This window comes from Flavobacterium sp. F52, assembly GCF_000278705.1.
Classification (GTDB): domain Bacteria; phylum Bacteroidota; class Bacteroidia; order Flavobacteriales; family Flavobacteriaceae; genus Flavobacterium; species Flavobacterium anhuiense.
The window spans coordinates 227,003-241,612 of sequence record NZ_AKZQ01000018.1; the positions used below are offsets into that span (position 1 = coordinate 227,003).

The 14,610-nt window shown below is 41.7% G+C and carries 16 protein-coding genes; 4 read left to right on the forward strand and 12 right to left on the reverse strand.

The window, feature by feature from the left end:
* The first annotated feature begins 381 nt into the window (after positions 1-381).
* Entirely contained in the window at positions 382-813 is a 432-nt protein-coding gene (locus tag FF52_RS05305) for a hypothetical protein (RefSeq protein ID WP_035690864.1), read from the forward strand.
* Between the two features lie 120 nt (positions 814-933).
* Here FF52_RS05305 and FF52_RS05310 read toward each other — a convergent pair whose 3' ends face one another.
* The gene (locus FF52_RS05310; protein WP_008463611.1) at positions 934-1,314 is read right to left on the reverse strand and encodes an STAS/SEC14 domain-containing protein; all 381 of its coding nucleotides are present in this window, start codon (positions 1,312-1,314) and stop codon (positions 934-936) included.
* A 202-nt stretch (positions 1,315-1,516) separates the two neighbouring features.
* Between FF52_RS05310 and FF52_RS05315 the strand changes: the two genes are divergently transcribed.
* On the forward strand, positions 1,517-2,134 hold the full coding sequence (locus FF52_RS05315) for a ferritin-like domain-containing protein (RefSeq protein ID WP_008463612.1): 618 nt from the start codon (positions 1,517-1,519) through the stop codon (positions 2,132-2,134).
* A 73-nt stretch (positions 2,135-2,207) separates the two neighbouring features.
* Here FF52_RS05315 and FF52_RS05320 read toward each other — a convergent pair whose 3' ends face one another.
* From FF52_RS05320 to FF52_RS05350, 7 genes are all read right to left on the reverse strand, one after another.
* Positions 2,208-2,690 (reverse strand): CinA family protein, encoded by a 483-nt coding sequence (locus FF52_RS05320; protein WP_008463613.1) that lies wholly within the window; start codon positions 2,688-2,690, stop codon positions 2,208-2,210.
* A 48-nt stretch (positions 2,691-2,738) separates the two neighbouring features.
* Positions 2,739-3,353: an SET domain-containing protein gene (locus FF52_RS05325; RefSeq protein WP_008463614.1), complete on the reverse strand. Its 615-nt coding sequence runs from the start codon at positions 3,351-3,353 to the stop codon at positions 2,739-2,741.
* Between the two features lies 1 nt (position 3,354).
* Complete coding sequence (locus FF52_RS05330; protein WP_008463616.1) at positions 3,355-3,795, reverse strand: adenylyltransferase/cytidyltransferase family protein; 441 nt, start codon at positions 3,793-3,795, stop codon at positions 3,355-3,357.
* A 24-nt stretch (positions 3,796-3,819) separates the two neighbouring features.
* The gene (locus FF52_RS05335) at positions 3,820-4,965 is read right to left on the reverse strand and encodes a hypothetical protein (protein WP_008463618.1); all 1,146 of its coding nucleotides are present in this window, start codon (positions 4,963-4,965) and stop codon (positions 3,820-3,822) included.
* Positions 4,965-6,098 (reverse strand): UDP-galactopyranose mutase, encoded by a 1,134-nt coding sequence (gene glf / locus FF52_RS05340; RefSeq protein ID WP_008463620.1) that lies wholly within the window; start codon positions 6,096-6,098, stop codon positions 4,965-4,967. Before glf ends, FF52_RS05335 begins: the two co-directional genes overlap by 1 nt.
* Positions 6,095-7,231, reverse strand: a complete 1,137-nt coding sequence (locus FF52_RS05345) for a glycosyltransferase (protein ID WP_008463621.1) — start codon at positions 7,229-7,231, stop codon at positions 6,095-6,097. Before FF52_RS05345 ends, glf begins: the two co-directional genes overlap by 4 nt.
* A gap of 240 nt (positions 7,232-7,471) precedes the next feature.
* Positions 7,472-7,654: a hypothetical protein gene (locus tag FF52_RS05350; RefSeq protein ID WP_008463622.1), complete on the reverse strand. Its 183-nt coding sequence runs from the start codon at positions 7,652-7,654 to the stop codon at positions 7,472-7,474.
* 250 nt (positions 7,655-7,904) lie between these two features.
* Between FF52_RS05350 and FF52_RS05355 the strand changes: the two genes are divergently transcribed.
* A complete protein-coding gene (locus tag FF52_RS05355) occupies positions 7,905-8,162 on the forward strand; it encodes a hypothetical protein (RefSeq protein WP_008463623.1) in 258 nt (85 codons plus the stop codon).
* 72 nt (positions 8,163-8,234) lie between these two features.
* On the opposite strand, the gene FF52_RS05360 is transcribed toward FF52_RS05355, so the two are convergent.
* Together FF52_RS05360 and FF52_RS05365 are read right to left on the reverse strand one after the other, a co-directional pair.
* Complete coding sequence (locus FF52_RS05360) at positions 8,235-8,594, reverse strand: SPW repeat domain-containing protein (protein ID WP_008463624.1); 360 nt, start codon at positions 8,592-8,594, stop codon at positions 8,235-8,237.
* A 118-nt stretch (positions 8,595-8,712) separates the two neighbouring features.
* Complete coding sequence (locus FF52_RS05365; RefSeq protein WP_008463625.1) at positions 8,713-11,958, reverse strand: CheR family methyltransferase; 3,246 nt, start codon at positions 11,956-11,958, stop codon at positions 8,713-8,715.
* 452 nt (positions 11,959-12,410) lie between these two features.
* On the opposite strand from FF52_RS05365, the gene FF52_RS05370 reads away from it, so the two are divergent.
* The gene (locus FF52_RS05370) at positions 12,411-12,965 is read left to right on the forward strand and encodes a DUF892 family protein (RefSeq protein ID WP_008463626.1); all 555 of its coding nucleotides are present in this window, start codon (positions 12,411-12,413) and stop codon (positions 12,963-12,965) included.
* Positions 12,966-13,014: 49 nt separating this feature from the next.
* Here the strand turns inward: FF52_RS05370 and FF52_RS05375 are convergent, their stop codons facing one another.
* Complete coding sequence (locus FF52_RS05375; RefSeq protein WP_008463628.1) at positions 13,015-13,770, reverse strand: SDR family oxidoreductase; 756 nt, start codon at positions 13,768-13,770, stop codon at positions 13,015-13,017.
* Positions 13,771-13,848: 78 nt separating this feature from the next.
* Positions 13,849-14,589: a DUF72 domain-containing protein gene (locus FF52_RS05380; RefSeq protein ID WP_008463629.1), complete on the reverse strand. Its 741-nt coding sequence runs from the start codon at positions 14,587-14,589 to the stop codon at positions 13,849-13,851.
* Positions 14,590-14,610 lie beyond the last annotated feature (21 nt).

Consider the following 14,610-nt stretch of genomic DNA (forward strand, 5'->3'; position numbering starts at 1 on the left):
AGTTGTGGAATCGATTAGGCGATGAATGTGTTTTTCATAATCTTCAGCATCGCGGTACTGGGGAGCACATTCGCATGAACGCCAAATGTTAACAAGCAGTATAAGAGCTTAGTAGGCTGTTTTTTAGACATAGGTAGTTGGATTTAGGTAAGGCAAATTTAAATTCACTACACAGTGCTGCTTACATAATTTTTATTCATATTTATATAATTTCCATGTCACTTCAATTCTTTTTAAGAAGCTGCATAGAGAAGTTGCTTTAGAATTTTTTGCGTTTTAAAGTGCATGGTGATCCTGTAAAAATGCATTGTAGATTGTAAAAAAATGATTACGACAATTTTTGCAGTTTTGTCCAGATTGTCAATTCTAAAATCAGAAGTTATGAATAAGCTTGGACCTGTAGTAGTAGTTGATGGGAGCAAAGGAAACTGTGTGTTGTTCCAAAAGATTTTTAAAAAATTGGAGATGAGAAATGCATTGCTCTGTTTTGGATCGTTAAGGGAGGCTGGGTATAGACTTTCTGAGGCAGGAACGGATCCCTTTCTACTTTTTGTGAATGTGATGCAGCTTGCCCAGAGTATAAGAATGACGGATTATCTACTCTTTATGGAGTTACGCTGTCCGTGCTTATTTTTTTCCATTTCATCCGCACGCTGTTTTGTGGTAGATGTCTATACAGGGCCCACGCTAACCTATGCGTCCTCACGCTGGAGTGAGGAGAATTTTACGGAAATTATCCATTCAACACTCCAGCATGTGGAAGAGGAGTCTTTCAAGGAGCTGCTGAGAAGAAGAATTGAGGATAAAAACTAAAAAACGTCTGAAAAGACGTTTTTTAGTTTTAGAAAGTTCGAATAGTCAATAATCTTTTGATGAGTGCAATCCTAATTATTAGCTTAGCTCTCTTAGTGAAAGGATGTTACTGATTTGTTTTTAATTATTTTCTGGTTCTTCTCCAGTGCGTACCCACCTTAGTGCTTCATGAAAGTCATTTTTTTTATAGCCTCTGAATTCTCCTGGAACAAGATAGCTGAAGCCATTGGTAAAAGATATGGCTCTAGAGGAGTCCGTGACGATTGCAGCGCGGTTCCATTTTCCCAGATTTTTAAGACCTAGTAGGGCATCCTGCATCCAAGCGGCGGCTGTAAAGTTTTCGATATCGGTGTCAATTACAAATAGAAAGTTTATTTCATTGATCCTTTCTGCAAGTTTGGAGACTTCAGGAGCTAACACATTTTTGTAATCTTCGGCTGTTACAGTGCCTTTCGCTCTAAAGGCCGCAACATTTTCGGGGGCGTCAATTTTCTCTATCATTTCTTTTTGTTTTGCGGTTAAACGCTAAATGTAGCTGGTCGCCCAAAGATATCTTTTCAACGTAAGGTTTTATTTTTATAGAATTGCCATGATGCTCTTTTTGGTATGGATGCTTATTTTATAAGCTTAAGACAGAATTCTGTAAGCGCGGGCTGGCTTTGGGCTTTAGATTTGGTATAGTTTAATTGAAAAATTGCATATTATGAAAACAGCAGATACTGCAAAGACAGGAGCAAAGAAAGCGCCTGCCAAAAAGGCTCCGGCAAAACAGGCTCAGAGCAGAGGAAAAGCCGTGCCAGCAAAATCCAATGCGGCTGAAGGGCTTAGAGAATTATTTGTAGATTCTCTTAAAGACATCTATTGGGCGGAAAAAGCGCTTACTAAAGCGCTTCCAAAAATGGCTAAGAATGCGTCTTCGGAGAATTTGATCACGGCAATAAACGATCACTTGGCTGTAACACAAGAACAAGTGGCTAGGCTTGAGCAGGTTTTTGAAATTTTAGGAGTGAAGGCTTCCGCTAAAAAATGCGAAGCCATGGAAGGGCTCATTAAAGAAGGGGAAAGCATTATGGAGGAAACTGAGCTAGGTCCAGTTCGTGATGCGGGAATCATTGCGGGATCCCAAAAAATTGAGCATTATGAAATTGCTTCTTATGGAACTCTTGCGGCTTTTGCCCTGACTCTAAATGAAGAGGAGGCAGCAAAATTGCTCCAGCAGACTCTTGAAGAGGAAAAACAAGCTGATACCATTCTCACTGAGGCCGCCTACAACACCATTAATTTTGACGCTTCGGAAGAAGAGGAATCGCAAGAGCAATAAGAGCTTTTCGCGCAAAAAAAGACCTGCAGTCTATATATGATTGCAGGTCTTTTTTATTTTATATATTTACCACCTATAACCTTTCTATGGCATCATTGATCAGTTGAGCAGTCTTGTCTACAGCCTGCATCACAATCTGCTCTGGTGTTCCATGAAAGAGCTCGCGGTGGCGTATTTGCTCTGTAGGAGTGATGATATAAAAGAATATGGTGCCAACTGGTTTTTGGCGAGTTTCGCTTCCTCCTGGCGAGCTAAGTCCTGTAATGGCGGCCGTTACCTTTGCATTAAAGAGCTTTGCTGTCTGTTGGGCGAGAAGTTTGGTGACTTCGGCAGATTCTGCGCTATGCTTTTGAATCATCTCGTGAGGCACATGCAAAAGTTGTTCTTTAACAAATGCCTCATAGCATACGATTCCTCCGCGAAGGATAGCTCCGGAATTTTTGGTCATTGAAAACTCAGAGGCAAGACGGCCTGCGGTGACGCTTTCTGCAAAGGAGACATTCCATTTTTTTCTTTTCAGCGCAGCGCTGCATTTCATTACAATTTCTGAAGGCATACTTTTTATTTGTTTACAGTTCCTATTGTTCTTTTCTTGGCTCTTTCTTTAGCGCTGAGCCATGCCGTTTAGCAAAGGTTCGGGCTGATAATAGCATTCCAGTATGGAGCGCATTTTGGAAGGGTTGTACACCGCACTGATATACTCGCACCAAGTTTTCTTTGGAACCAGATCCAGCAAAGCTTGGTCTAGTTTAAGGACTTCCCGCGCATGCTCCAAAAGCAGTGCGTCCCACTGTTGATGGTATCGCAGAATATCGTCAGGATAGACCGTCTTACGATCGGTGTTTTCATCAATACAGCTGAAGGGCTCCTCGAGGTTTAAATAACCATAGTCATCGGTAAGTTCCTCGCCGGGATGGATGTCTCGTATGGCGATTTCAAAGTCATAAGGTGTACTAAAGCAACTCGGATTGAAGCTATGGTTGACAAATTTTCCATGGTCCCAGCAAAGCACTAAATCTCCGTGCCTGTTGGTAAAAGAATATTTGTGCAGATGGCTTCTGATAAACGGGTTTAAGCTGTGGAGTTCGCTTCGTTTAAAGACACGGTCCAGATCATCTTGAACCCAAGTGATGGTGCCTTTTGGGATCAGTTTGGTAGCTACAACGCCATATCCTTTCTCAGGGCTTATAAAACGAACTTCGGTATCGGGATGTATCATATCATACTAGTTTTAGTGATTCTCTCTGGTATACTTCTTTTCTTAATCCGCTGCTGGAAAAGCGATGTCTTCTTCTGTTATAAATCAGTTTGATTTTCATTTTCTCACAATAGCTTTTTCCTGTAAAATCTTTCTCGCGGTATTCCTCTCCAATGATTCGCACATCGATTGGGAACGCCTGTAGGATGTCTTCGAGGTCCTGCTCGGTAGTGTAGGGAATGATCTCGTCTACAAAGCGGCACGCTTTAAGCTGAATGTAACGCTCTACAACTGACTGTGTTGGTCTATTCTTTTCAGGACGGTCAACTGTTGGGTCTGTCTGCAGTCCCACAATGAGGTAGTCGCAGTGCAATTTGGCTTCTTCAAGCATTCTCACGTGTCCAGCATGTAAAAGGTCAAAGGCGCTAAAAGTAATGCCTACTATGGGTTTTATGGTTTTCATTTTTTTAGGTTTTAAATGAGACAATTATTCAAATAATCTGGCTAGGCGCTTCAGTACGTTCTGAGATTTTTGGAACTTGCTTTGAGCCTGAATAACCGCATTAATATAGGGTTGATGAGCTATGCGGTCCTTGTGCTGGTCAAGATCCCAAAGACCACACTGGCAGTAGTTTTGTAGATTATCCCAGTCGGGACGGTCGGTGGCGGGGTATAAGCAGATGCCCTGAAGATCCACGCCGTTGTCTTGAGCCTTGAGGCATTCAGTGGCAATTTCTTTTATCCACAAGGCTCTTTGCGGTCCGAAATGCCCCGTTTCGGAAATAAAAATAGGCTTGTGGTATCTGTAGTAAGCAGTCTGAAGCAGCTCGCTAAGGGGCGTTCTTTTTTCCTTTGCCTGCTCTTCTGGCCAAGGAAGTGGTTTCCCTTCGGCTTCCCACTGGCAGTCCCAATAGTAGTTAAAGCCAAGAATTTCCAGATAGTCCTCCGAGCCTCCTAGTTCTGGGCACATACGTCCAGCTATGATGTCCATGGCTTGAAACTGGTGTTCGTTGATATCCAGCACATGGTAATGCTCTGGTGTGGGATGGATTCTAACCAAAGGTTCCACCAGAATGACAGTGCAGTTGGCATCGGTGCTTTTAAGTTTTTTGATTCCAGCTATAGCCGCCTTGCAGAGATGGTATTTCATGTCCCATCCAGAGTTGGTCGCAAAAGGGACTGTACCTCTCACATCGCCAGAATGCCAAGCCAGAAAGCTAATCTCGTTGATAGGCACTACCATCAGGAGCTGGGTGGCATTGGCTTTATAAAACAAGGCAAAGGCCTCGCAGAGCTTTTCAAAACGTTCAGCAAAGAGCGGATGGGTAGGGTAAAGCCCGTCAGGATATCCAAAATGGATTAAATCCCAGATCTGTTGAATGCCGTATTTCTCTGCGGATCTTATGCGAGTCAGCACATTCGAGAAGTCAAAATCTCCAGATGCTTTTTCAACTTCGCTCCAGCAGATGCCCTCGCGTACCGTTCTGATATCTATAGCGTTGAGTGCCCTGTAGTCTTCTTCTGTCCTGATATCGTGTTGGGTCTCCTTCAAAAGGTTGATTCTTTCCCCGCTTCTATTGATGTGGTCAGCGCATTCAAAACCAGCCATAAAAAAAGTATTGAATCTTTCCATTATCCAGCTGTTTTTAAAGTGTTTTTATCTTGCAGATTTTCAAATAGATCCAGCGCGTTTTTAAAGGCTTCATCCATATTGAAGTACTTGTAGTTGGCCAATCTTCCCACAAAATGGATATCAGGGAGCTGTTCAGCCAGCGTTTTATAGCTGCTGTAGATTTCCTGGTTTTTGGGATTGGGAACTGGGTAGTAAGGCTCTCCCTCATCGGTAGTGTACTCCTTGACTATAGTGGTCTTTGAGGATTTCTGATTCCCAAAATGTTTGTATTCCACAATGCGGGTATAGCGGGTATCGGTTCCAGGGTAATTTACTACGGAATTTTCCTGAAAATATTCTGCATTAATGGTCTCTTTAGCAAAATAGATCGAACGGTATTCAAGTTTTTCAGTGAGCTGTCCAGTAAATTCAAAGAAGCGGTCAATTGGACCGGTATAAAATAGCTTCTCATAACCACTGTATTCTTTTTTTGTCTCCAGATAGTCAGTATCAAGGAGTATTTCTATATTTGGATGATCCAACATATTCTCAAAAAGTTGCGTGTAGCCTCCTGCAGGAAGCGCTTGGCACTCGTCAGAGAAATAGCGGTCATCAAAATTTGTTCTCACTGGAATGCGCTCCAGTACGGAAGCATCGAGCTCCTCGGGATATTTATCCCACTGTTTTTTAGTGTAATGCCGAAACATTTTCTCATATAACACAGCGCCAACTCGGTTTAAAACGGCTTCTTTGCCATTGCGCGGACGAGATATTGGTATGCGGTTCTCTTCCAACCAAACTTTCATCTGCTGTTCATCCTCGATGGAAAGCCCAAAAAGTTCGTTGACTGTGGTGATATTCACTGGAATGGGTACAGATTTTCCGTCCACTCTTGCTTTGACCTTATGTTCCCAAGGATACCAGTCGGAGAATTGGTTTACGTAGCGCCATACGGTTTGATCATTGGTGTGGAATAGATGTGCGCCGTACTTGGAGACCAATATTCCGTTTTCATCGGTATAGTCATAACAGTTCCCTGCGATATGGCTTCGCTTTTCAATTACAAGCACTTTTTTGCCAATAGAGGCATAGCGTTCGGCTAGAACTGCACCTGAAATGCCTGCTCCTATAATTAAAATGCCGGTCTGTTTCATCTGGTAAAGGATTTAATGATGGATTTCATTTTTTGAGCCGTGGCATCCCAAGAAGTCCTATCCAGAATTTCCCTATACTGGCACTCCCATTGTGAACCGCTGTTGGGATCGGTGAGTTCTCGGGTAGCTTGTGCAAATTCATCTGCATTCTCTACCAGATGTACGCAGTGGGCATAGTCACGCACAACATCAGTAATCTTTGTGGAGATAATAGGTTTGTTGGCGGCCATGTATTCGAGCGTTTTGGTAGGGCTGATGAATTTTGTAGCGTCATTGAGCGCAAAAGGCATAAGAGCTATGTCAAAAGCTTTTAGATAGCTAGGAAGTTCCTTGTAACATTTCATCCCCAAATAATGGATATTCGGAGTCTGCGGCAGGTCAGAGTGCTCAATTTTAGCCAGAGGTCCAATCATGACAAAAGATACATCAGGAAGTTTCTTTGCCACTTCATGCAACAATTCTAAATCAATCCTTTCATCGATAACCCCAAAGTAGCCCGCAATTGGCATTGGAATATCGCCGATATCTGATGGAATGGAAATCTCGCCTTTTGCCTCTTCAAAATGACTGCGGTCAACAGAGCTTGGAAAGCAGTGTACATTCCGATGGAACCTTTTTTTGGATTCATAAAGCGATTTGCCTCCTGTGAAGATAATGTCTGCATTGGCCATCAGATATTTTTCTTGGTTCATCAGCTGCTCATGTGCTCCTTTAAATAGAGATAGTTCATCCATGCAGTCATAGATGATAGTGTCAAATTTAAAAGATTCCAAAATAGGGCAGAATGCAGGTGAATAGAACCAAGCTGATCCTATATTTCGACTGCCGGTATAGGAAGGGAGAATTAAAGCAATATCTTCAATGCGCTCAACATTGGGCTGCAGTACATGGAGATTTTCGCTGATGATGCTCAAGTTTCCCGGTTCTTTATTGTCTGGATTGGGTAGGGGCTCCTCAATAAAAAGCACTTTCATATCTTGTGCCATTCGGCTAATGAGATGTTGAGGACGTTGGTAGACGAATTTCCACCGAAGGTGGCTCAGCACAATCATATCATAATGTTGCACTTGCTGAGGTTTTTGCTGGTTTAGTACGCTGGCGCTTCTACTAATTTTCTTTAAGTTGTTTATCATAATAATGGATTTTAATAATTTGCATTAGGGACTTTAAGCTCCCAGATCTAATGTTTAAATTTGGAAAGAAAAGCAAATGTATCAGAGGCCAATAGCCTATTTTTATAGTTAAAGGCACGGGAATTATATAATTTTCAGTAGCTTGGATCTGAATTTTAGTTGTTGTTTTGCGAAATCTCTATTAGGGAGAAAAAAAGAGCGGAAAGTATTCCGCTCTCTGATGGCCTTGGGACTGCCATTTTACTTTTTTATGGAAGATGCAGGAATAAGAGTGTCTTGCATAAATTTTGCTTTGATAATAGTGCCTTTCTCATCCTCCCATTGAGTGATGATGTTTTCAATGAGATCTGGCTCAAAGCCAATGACTTCCATTACTGGTCCTCCAAATTCCTGTTGCACCAGCTCTCCTTTTTTAAATTTCATTGCTGTGGGATTTAATTAAACATAAATATGAATTAAATTAGGAAATGCTACTTGGCCGCCGTTATATCTTTTACGCGTGATTTTACAGTTTTAGGCTTTGGCGAGCATTTAATGAACAATATGAGTTTGGTATTAATCTGAAGATTGAAAACTATTGATTTTCAGTTTGTAAAACTGAATTTGAATTCTGTAAATATGCCTTAGTATGAAGATGTATTTTTCAGGATATTAATTTTAAAAACTGATAGTTATGACATTTGAAAATGAAAACACCGAAGGAACGGCGGCCAAAGCCATAGAAGAACAAACTTCAAAGCTGCCTTCAGATCTGTTTCTCTACGGCTCGCTCGCCGCAATGGGAACTTCACTAGCTTTAAAATGCCTAGGCAAGCGACATGCTGCTCTTTTCGTTGGGCAGTGGGCCTCTCCATTTCTGTTACTTGGAATCTATAATAAGTTGGTTAAGCAACATGGGCATGATGCACAAGATAAGCCCGAAGGATTTTAAGTTAGATTTTCTGATTTAAATAAAAAGCTGCCAAAAGGCAGCTTTTTTGTTTGATAATTCTTTCGATCTAGTTTAGAGAATCTGTCTTCGAGGCTGCGTGCTTGTGAGCAACGCGGCACCAATTTCAATAATTCCAAGAGTTAGATGTGGACCGTAAACTGTTTCTGAGAAACCCAAAAGCCAGGGAGAGGCTGCCAGAAATAGCCCAGATAAAAAATCCACTATCAGATGGATGGGCATAGGGATGACTTTTAGAAATCCTAGCTCGTAGTCGGTCATCAGACTATAAATAATCGTCGCTGCACCAAGCACATAAAAGACACTACTCTCAGGCTTTTCGTGATTCAGATTAAAAAGAGACGGAGAAGCAATGAGAAAGACGCCCATAATGTAATCCATATAGCCGTGGGTTTTAGTGTTTATTGGTTTCATAATTTTAAAGTTTTAATTTATAAAGTAGTAAGGGTAATGGTGTAGTGCGTTTGCCCGATAATTCAGGACCGGCGGTACAATAAGGCTGGAATTAAATAAGCTAATACAATGTTCTATCTTAGTTTGGGCTGCACTGTTCTTCAAAAGAAACGGTCACAGGAAGATAGATGCTGACTGTTGTACCTTGTCCCAGAGAGCTATTGACCTTTGCCATACCGTGATGATTCAGCGCAATCTGCCGCACCAAAGCAAGACCCAGTCCAGAGCCATAGTTTTTTTCGCTACGATGTAGCTGATAGAAAGGATCAAAGACTAGAGTTTCATAATTCTGCTCAAAACCTCTTCCATTATCTGTGAACGAAAGTTTGATATATTCGTTTTCTGGATAGACGCCAGAAATCTCATGGGAAATATCCTTGATGTGATGCAGTGTGATTTTAAGCATAGGAGCAGACGCTTCGTTGGCAAAGCGTAATGTATTGCTGATGAGATGGGCAAAGAGCAACCTAATCTGGCAAGGAATGACCGGCATCAGCGGCAGCTCTTCGGATTCAATTATAGCACTGGTTTGTCTGATGGGACTCTTTAGTTCATTGAGCACCTTTCTTAAAATCTGATTCAAATCGGTCTTTTTAGGTTTTTTCTGCTCGAAATGGACTCTTAAATAGATCACAAGGTCTTCAATGAGTCTTTCGAGATTGTGGGAGGTGTTTAAAATCCGCTCCAAACTATGTATGCTTCCTTGTGTAAGGGACTTTTCAGTATCTACTATTTTCTTTGCAAACATGTGGATTTTGCGCACTGGATCCAACAGCTTATCAGTCGCCGATGCGGTGAAGTGCTCCAACTGTGTGCTACGCTCTAGCTGTTGCTGTCTTTGGAATGAGAGCTCTTTTTTAGCCTCTTCAAAATCTGTGATGTCTCTAAAGGTAAGCATTACGCACTGCTGCAGTTCGTTTTCGATTGCCATTGCATTAACCATATATGTGCGTAATGTTGGTCCTGATGCCAAAGGGATTCGGGTGTCCTGCACCATTTCCTTGCGGTTGATCCTTTGCAATACTAATTCTTTAAATTCTGGCGAAATCCATTGAGAGTTGGCTCCATCAAAGATAGAGAGCCCTTCGATTATGCCGTCTTGTATTCCAAAGCTACGGTAAAAGGCTGGATTGGCGCTTTGTACAATAAGGTTCTGGTCCAGAATAATCAGAGGTTCTTTCAGATTTTTGATAATTGAGGCATGCAGCTGCTGTAAGGCAGAAAGTTCGTTACGTCTGTCTTTAAGCTCATCGTTTGTACAAGATAGCTCTTCATTATTGGATCTCAGCTCTTCTGCTGTGGTTTTGAGTTCTTCGTTAAGAAGCTCAAGCTCTTGGGTGCGTTGTAGGAGTTCTTCATTAGTCGTTTGTAATTCTTCGAAATAAAGCTCCTGTTTTCTAGTAAGCTCTTTTGAATTGGTGTGATGGGGTGGAATTTCTGCCTTTATGGAGTCTTTTAGCGTTTCGTCACTATTTAGGATTGGCTTGCGACTGAAAACCACCAGTAAGAGCTCGCTGTGCATGGGCAGATATACCACTTCAAAAGAGGCAGTGTAAGTGCTATGACCAATAGAAAGAACGGCATTCTGTTGCTGGCTTCTTTTTTCAGATCTGGCATCTAAGATGGCTTTTTTAAGAATAGGACGCACCTCGTGATGTGCCATATTCAGAATATTAAAGTTTGGTGTTCCTGCAGGTGGCTGCAGAAAAGGGCTTGTGTCTCCATTAAAATGTACGATTTCAAAATGCTCATTGATCAGCACTGCGGCTGGAGCATATTGCTCGGCCAGCAGTTCGGCAGTTATTTTCCTGAAATCTTTTGTGTCCGCATCCACACTCTCATGTTTAATAGATGTAGCGCTCTGATGTTCTGTTATAGCTACAGCAGAATTTAATAAATCGCGGGTTTGGATGCGTCCATAGGTGTTTTTTCCTATATAAAGCCCTTTTATTTCTGTGGCTTGAAAGAGCTCTTCGCTCTGTGGAATGGAATCTTCTTCCGCGATAAGCAGAAAGCCTCCTGGATTAAGCGCATAGTGAAACGTAGCGGCAAGCTGTAAGCGGAGTTCTGTGCTAAAAAGAGGCAAGGCATTACGGCATGAAATCAGATCAATTCCTGACAAGGGAAAATCTTTTGTGATATCGTGAACGGCAAACACGCAGCAGTCACGGATGATTCTGCCCACCTGCCATTTGCTGTCTTTTTTTATGAAATATTTCTCCATTCTTACCTGATCGACATATTTGATATCCTGTTGGGAATAAATGCCTGTTCTAGCTTTTTTGATGTTTTTAAGGGAAATGTCGGTTGCGAATATCTTAAAGCTAAGATTATTATGGCCACTACTTTGCAGATATTCATGCAAAACAATGGCAAGAGAATAAACCTCCTCGCCACTTCGGCAGCCTGGAGACCATAATCGGAGTTCTTTCCCGGAGCTATTTTCTAGAAGAGCAGAGAATGCTATATTGCCGAGTACATCAAATGCAGTTGAGTTGAAGAAAAAGGTCGGACTGTTTAGGATTTCATAAAATAGCAAATCCTGCTCAGAGGGACTGTCCTTGAGCATTCTTAGATAGCCCACAAGACTCTTTTGTCTGGTGAGTACCATTCGTTTGGCAATCTTACGCTTTAGAATTTCAGGGTTAAAGCGTTCCAAGGTTGTTCTGCTTTTTATGGCTGCCAGCTTTATGATATCCTCATACGCTTGCTGCGCTTCAGCACTTTGGTCTTGGACAGCTAGTTTGGCAGCACGAATTGTTGCCAGCAGATCGGCTGTATGAGTGGGTCTGATGTAATAGTCAAAGGTGGTGTCTGTCACATCGCTGACGGGAAGAACAGTCAGATCAGCCACAGCAATAGTCGCGCCACCTTTTGCCCTGATTTTTTTAAGCCCCCAAGCTCCTTCTCCTGTTGGATAGTTTAGGAGCAAGCCTATGGCATCGTTGCCAAATTTCTCGGCTAATGCGCCAAAGAATTGGTCCAGGGATTCTGAAGGTTTTTCTTCTCTGGTAAAGCGTTTGAGACTTAAGGTACCTTGATTCAGAATCAAGAAATTGTTTTCCGGAACTACATAGATATAGCCGGGCTTCATCTCGGCAGTATTGACAATTTCCTGCACGGGAAGTATGGCAGTCTGCTGCAGCATTTCTGAAAGGTTCTTTTGCTGCGGTTGCGATAGGTCCTGAAATATGATAAAAGAACCAGTTGTCTCTGTTAATGAACCTACAAGAGTTTTAAGACTTTCTAAGCAGGCCGCACAGCAGGCAATACCCATTATTGGAAATTCATTATTTTGATCTGTTTTTATGTCAAGTTTGTCCATATTGCATTTTTTTAAGCAGTTCAATCCTGCTATTAATACCCAAACCTTCTAGCTGAAGCGCAGAAGGCTCAGCCGCATAAATTTCAAATCATATAAAAATAGTCTGTCATGGCATAAAAGCTTGCCACACATAAAATGTACAGATCTTGTTTTTAAATTGAAGCTGTGATTAGGGGCTTATATTATTTAATAATTCATTGCGCCTGAGTGTTTTCAGTTTGATTGGGTGCTTTGAACAGTTTTTGGTATGAGCTAAAGTATCTCTATGTCAATACTGATTCTTATATAATTATTCGAAAATATTTTGTAATTCCCATGGTGCAGATTGTTTTCAAAGTATGATGAATAAAATAGACCTTAGTTGTGCTTTAGATTGTATAATCTTGAGATGTAAGGCTTTAATAATCAGTTTTTTGCGGAAACTAAATTTGAATTATTAAAATTAGTTCACAATGAAAATCAAAAGAAAAAAAAGCAAAACTCATCAAAGTATGCAACAACTATATGATGCATTGGCATCTCAGGAGCTTTCAGAGATGAATATGCTAGTGATGGCGATAGCAAATTTAAAGGAAGAAGCTTCCTCTCGCAGCCTTACCTTTCTCCTAGGCAATTTCTCAGGAACCAAGAGGCGTGTCGAATATGTTAAGCAGTCACTACAGTCTTCGGCAGGAAGTTTTCAGAGGGAACATTTTTCTTCGGTCGGCTTTCAAAGAGAGTGGATTGCTTTATTGGAGCGGACTTCTAAAGGTCCAGTGCGTGATGCCGCAATGATTGCTTGGCTTCAGAAAATACTGCACAGCCATATGGCCAGTTGCCGTATGCTTAGCATATTAGCAAAAGTACTTGAAAGAGCGGAGGAGAAGGAGCTGTTTGAAGGTTTTGTTGCTCAGGCATTAGATGCTGACAGCCAACTCTCTGATGCAGCAGACAATACCATTAACTTTGATGCCGCGTTGGATGAGAATAGAAATCTTGTTCGGGAGCATTATAATCCTAATTTATAAAGGCAGGCTTAGTTAGGCCTGCCTCGATAAGGCTGTTTTTAGGGTCCGGTCAGATGATCTGAAGATGGGGGCGCGCCTGAAGGCTCACAATATCACATCGTTTAGGTTGTGATAGGCAGAATAGAATACTCATCGCGATATCTTCTGCTTCAAGCATTTCCATTTTTTGTATTTTCCCGCGGTGTTCTTCTCTGGTTCCTGGCTGCATATCGCTGCTCACTGCACCCGGTTCAATTAGAGATACTTTGATGCCCAATGGATTTACCTCCTTTCGGAGTGCTGCACTGAAGCCTCTTACAGCTGACTTTGTGGCTACATACACCGTTCCAGTTTCTTCGTGCGTTTCTGCACTCATAGAACCGATATTGACAATATGTCCTCGTTGCTGTATAGTCATTCTTTTTACAGCTTCTTTAGCAAAGGAGATGTATCCAAGTATATTGGTCTCTAGTATATACCTAATATTTTCGTATTCTTCCTCAGTGATTCCATCAGCTCCCAGAGCTGCATTATTGATAAGTATATCTACACCTCCCAATCTCTGGTCTATCTCTTTCCAGACCATTTCAATATTTTCTTTCAGGGCGATATCAGCTGTTATGCCATAAATTTTTCCTTCAGCCTGCGCTTGGATTTCTCCCAGTGCCTGATCTAGGTCATCCTTATCCCTTCCGAAGATAAAAACATCTCCACCAAGGGAAGAAAGCAGAAGTGCTGCCGCTTTACCGATACCAGTGCTTCCGCCTGTAATGACAATTTTTCTGCGGTCAATGTTTCGTCCAAAATAATCCGATAGATTCCCCATAGTTTCTTTTTTAGTTTATTAATAGTTTTAGTTTTAGGCAAAGAAGCGCAAATTGCTTTGCATCATCTGCAATTGTTTTTACATCATTTTCTGTTCGACAAGCTCTTTTAGCTTTAGGGCATTAAATGCTGCGTATCCCTGCTGGTCGTTGTCAAAAAAAATAAATACATCTTTGTTTTTTAGCCATTCTAGGCATATCTCAGCCCATTGCTCAAGCGTACTCTCGGTATAGTTGCCCTGATATTTTTCGGCAGCTGGCCCATGCAGCCGGACATAAACGAAATCTGCGGTGACCTGCAGTGGCGATTTGTAGCCGGTAAGTTCATATATGCAGAAGCCGGCATTGTATTTTTCCAGAAGCTGATATACTTCAGGTATATCCCATTCTTTATTACGGAACTCAAAGGCATATCGGCTGTGGGCGGGAAGCGCTATGAGAAAATCCTCCAATAGAGTAAGATCGGCTCCAAGGGATGGAGGCAGTTGGAATAGTATAGCGCCCAGTTTTTTTTCTAAAAGCTTTACTTTGTCCATAAAGATAAGAAGGCTCTCTTTGGGGTCATGGAGCTTTTTCATATGTGTAATGTATCGGCTGGCTTTGATGACATACACAAAATCCGCTGGAGCTTGTCTCTCCCAGTTCTCAAAGGTTTCATCGGTGGGCATCCTATAGAATGTATTGTTGATTTCCACTGCCGTGAAGTAATTGCGGTAATAGGAAAATTCATCCTTTGCCTTTAGGTTTTCGGGATAGAAAGTACCATGCCAGTGTTTATAGGACCATCCTGAAGTTCCAATATGGATGCTATGCTTTTTCATATGATGCTGCTAAATATTCTG

Excerpts from the sequence above, each read along its gene's own strand:
- FF52_RS05360 (WP_008463624.1), bottom strand. The coding sequence starts at position 8,594 with ATGAAACCAATAAACACTAAAACCCACGGCTATATGGATTACATTATG.
- FF52_RS05365 (WP_008463625.1), bottom strand. The coding sequence starts at position 11,958 with ATGGACAAACTTGACATAAAAACAGATCAAAATAATGAATTTCCAATA.
- FF52_RS05325 (WP_008463614.1), bottom strand. The coding sequence starts at position 3,353 with ATGATACATCCCGATACCGAAGTTCGTTTTATAAGCCCTGAGAAAGGA.
- FF52_RS05350 (WP_008463622.1), bottom strand. The coding sequence starts at position 7,654 with ATGAAATTTAAAAAAGGAGAGCTGGTGCAACAGGAATTTGGAGGACCA.
- FF52_RS05320 (WP_008463613.1), bottom strand. The coding sequence starts at position 2,690 with ATGCCTTCAGAAATTGTAATGAAATGCAGCGCTGCGCTGAAAAGAAAA.
- FF52_RS05370 (WP_008463626.1), top strand. The coding sequence starts at position 12,411 with ATGAAAATCAAAAGAAAAAAAAGCAAAACTCATCAAAGTATGCAACAA.
- FF52_RS05335 (WP_008463618.1), bottom strand. The coding sequence starts at position 4,965 with ATGGAAAGATTCAATACTTTTTTTATGGCTGGTTTTGAATGCGCTGAC.
- FF52_RS05375 (WP_008463628.1), bottom strand. The coding sequence starts at position 13,770 with ATGGGGAATCTATCGGATTATTTTGGACGAAACATTGACCGCAGAAAA.
- FF52_RS05380 (WP_008463629.1), bottom strand. The coding sequence starts at position 14,589 with ATGAAAAAGCATAGCATCCATATTGGAACTTCAGGATGGTCCTATAAA.
- FF52_RS05305 (WP_035690864.1), top strand. The coding sequence starts at position 382 with ATGAATAAGCTTGGACCTGTAGTAGTAGTTGATGGGAGCAAAGGAAAC.
- FF52_RS05345 (WP_008463621.1), bottom strand. The coding sequence starts at position 7,231 with ATGATAAACAACTTAAAGAAAATTAGTAGAAGCGCCAGCGTACTAAAC.
- FF52_RS05315 (WP_008463612.1), top strand. The coding sequence starts at position 1,517 with ATGAAAACAGCAGATACTGCAAAGACAGGAGCAAAGAAAGCGCCTGCC.
- FF52_RS05310 (WP_008463611.1), bottom strand. The coding sequence starts at position 1,314 with ATGATAGAGAAAATTGACGCCCCCGAAAATGTTGCGGCCTTTAGAGCG.
- FF52_RS05330 (WP_008463616.1), bottom strand. The coding sequence starts at position 3,795 with ATGAAAACCATAAAACCCATAGTAGGCATTACTTTTAGCGCCTTTGAC.
- glf (WP_008463620.1), bottom strand. The coding sequence starts at position 6,098 with ATGAAACAGACCGGCATTTTAATTATAGGAGCAGGCATTTCAGGTGCA.
- FF52_RS05355 (WP_008463623.1), top strand. The coding sequence starts at position 7,905 with ATGACATTTGAAAATGAAAACACCGAAGGAACGGCGGCCAAAGCCATA.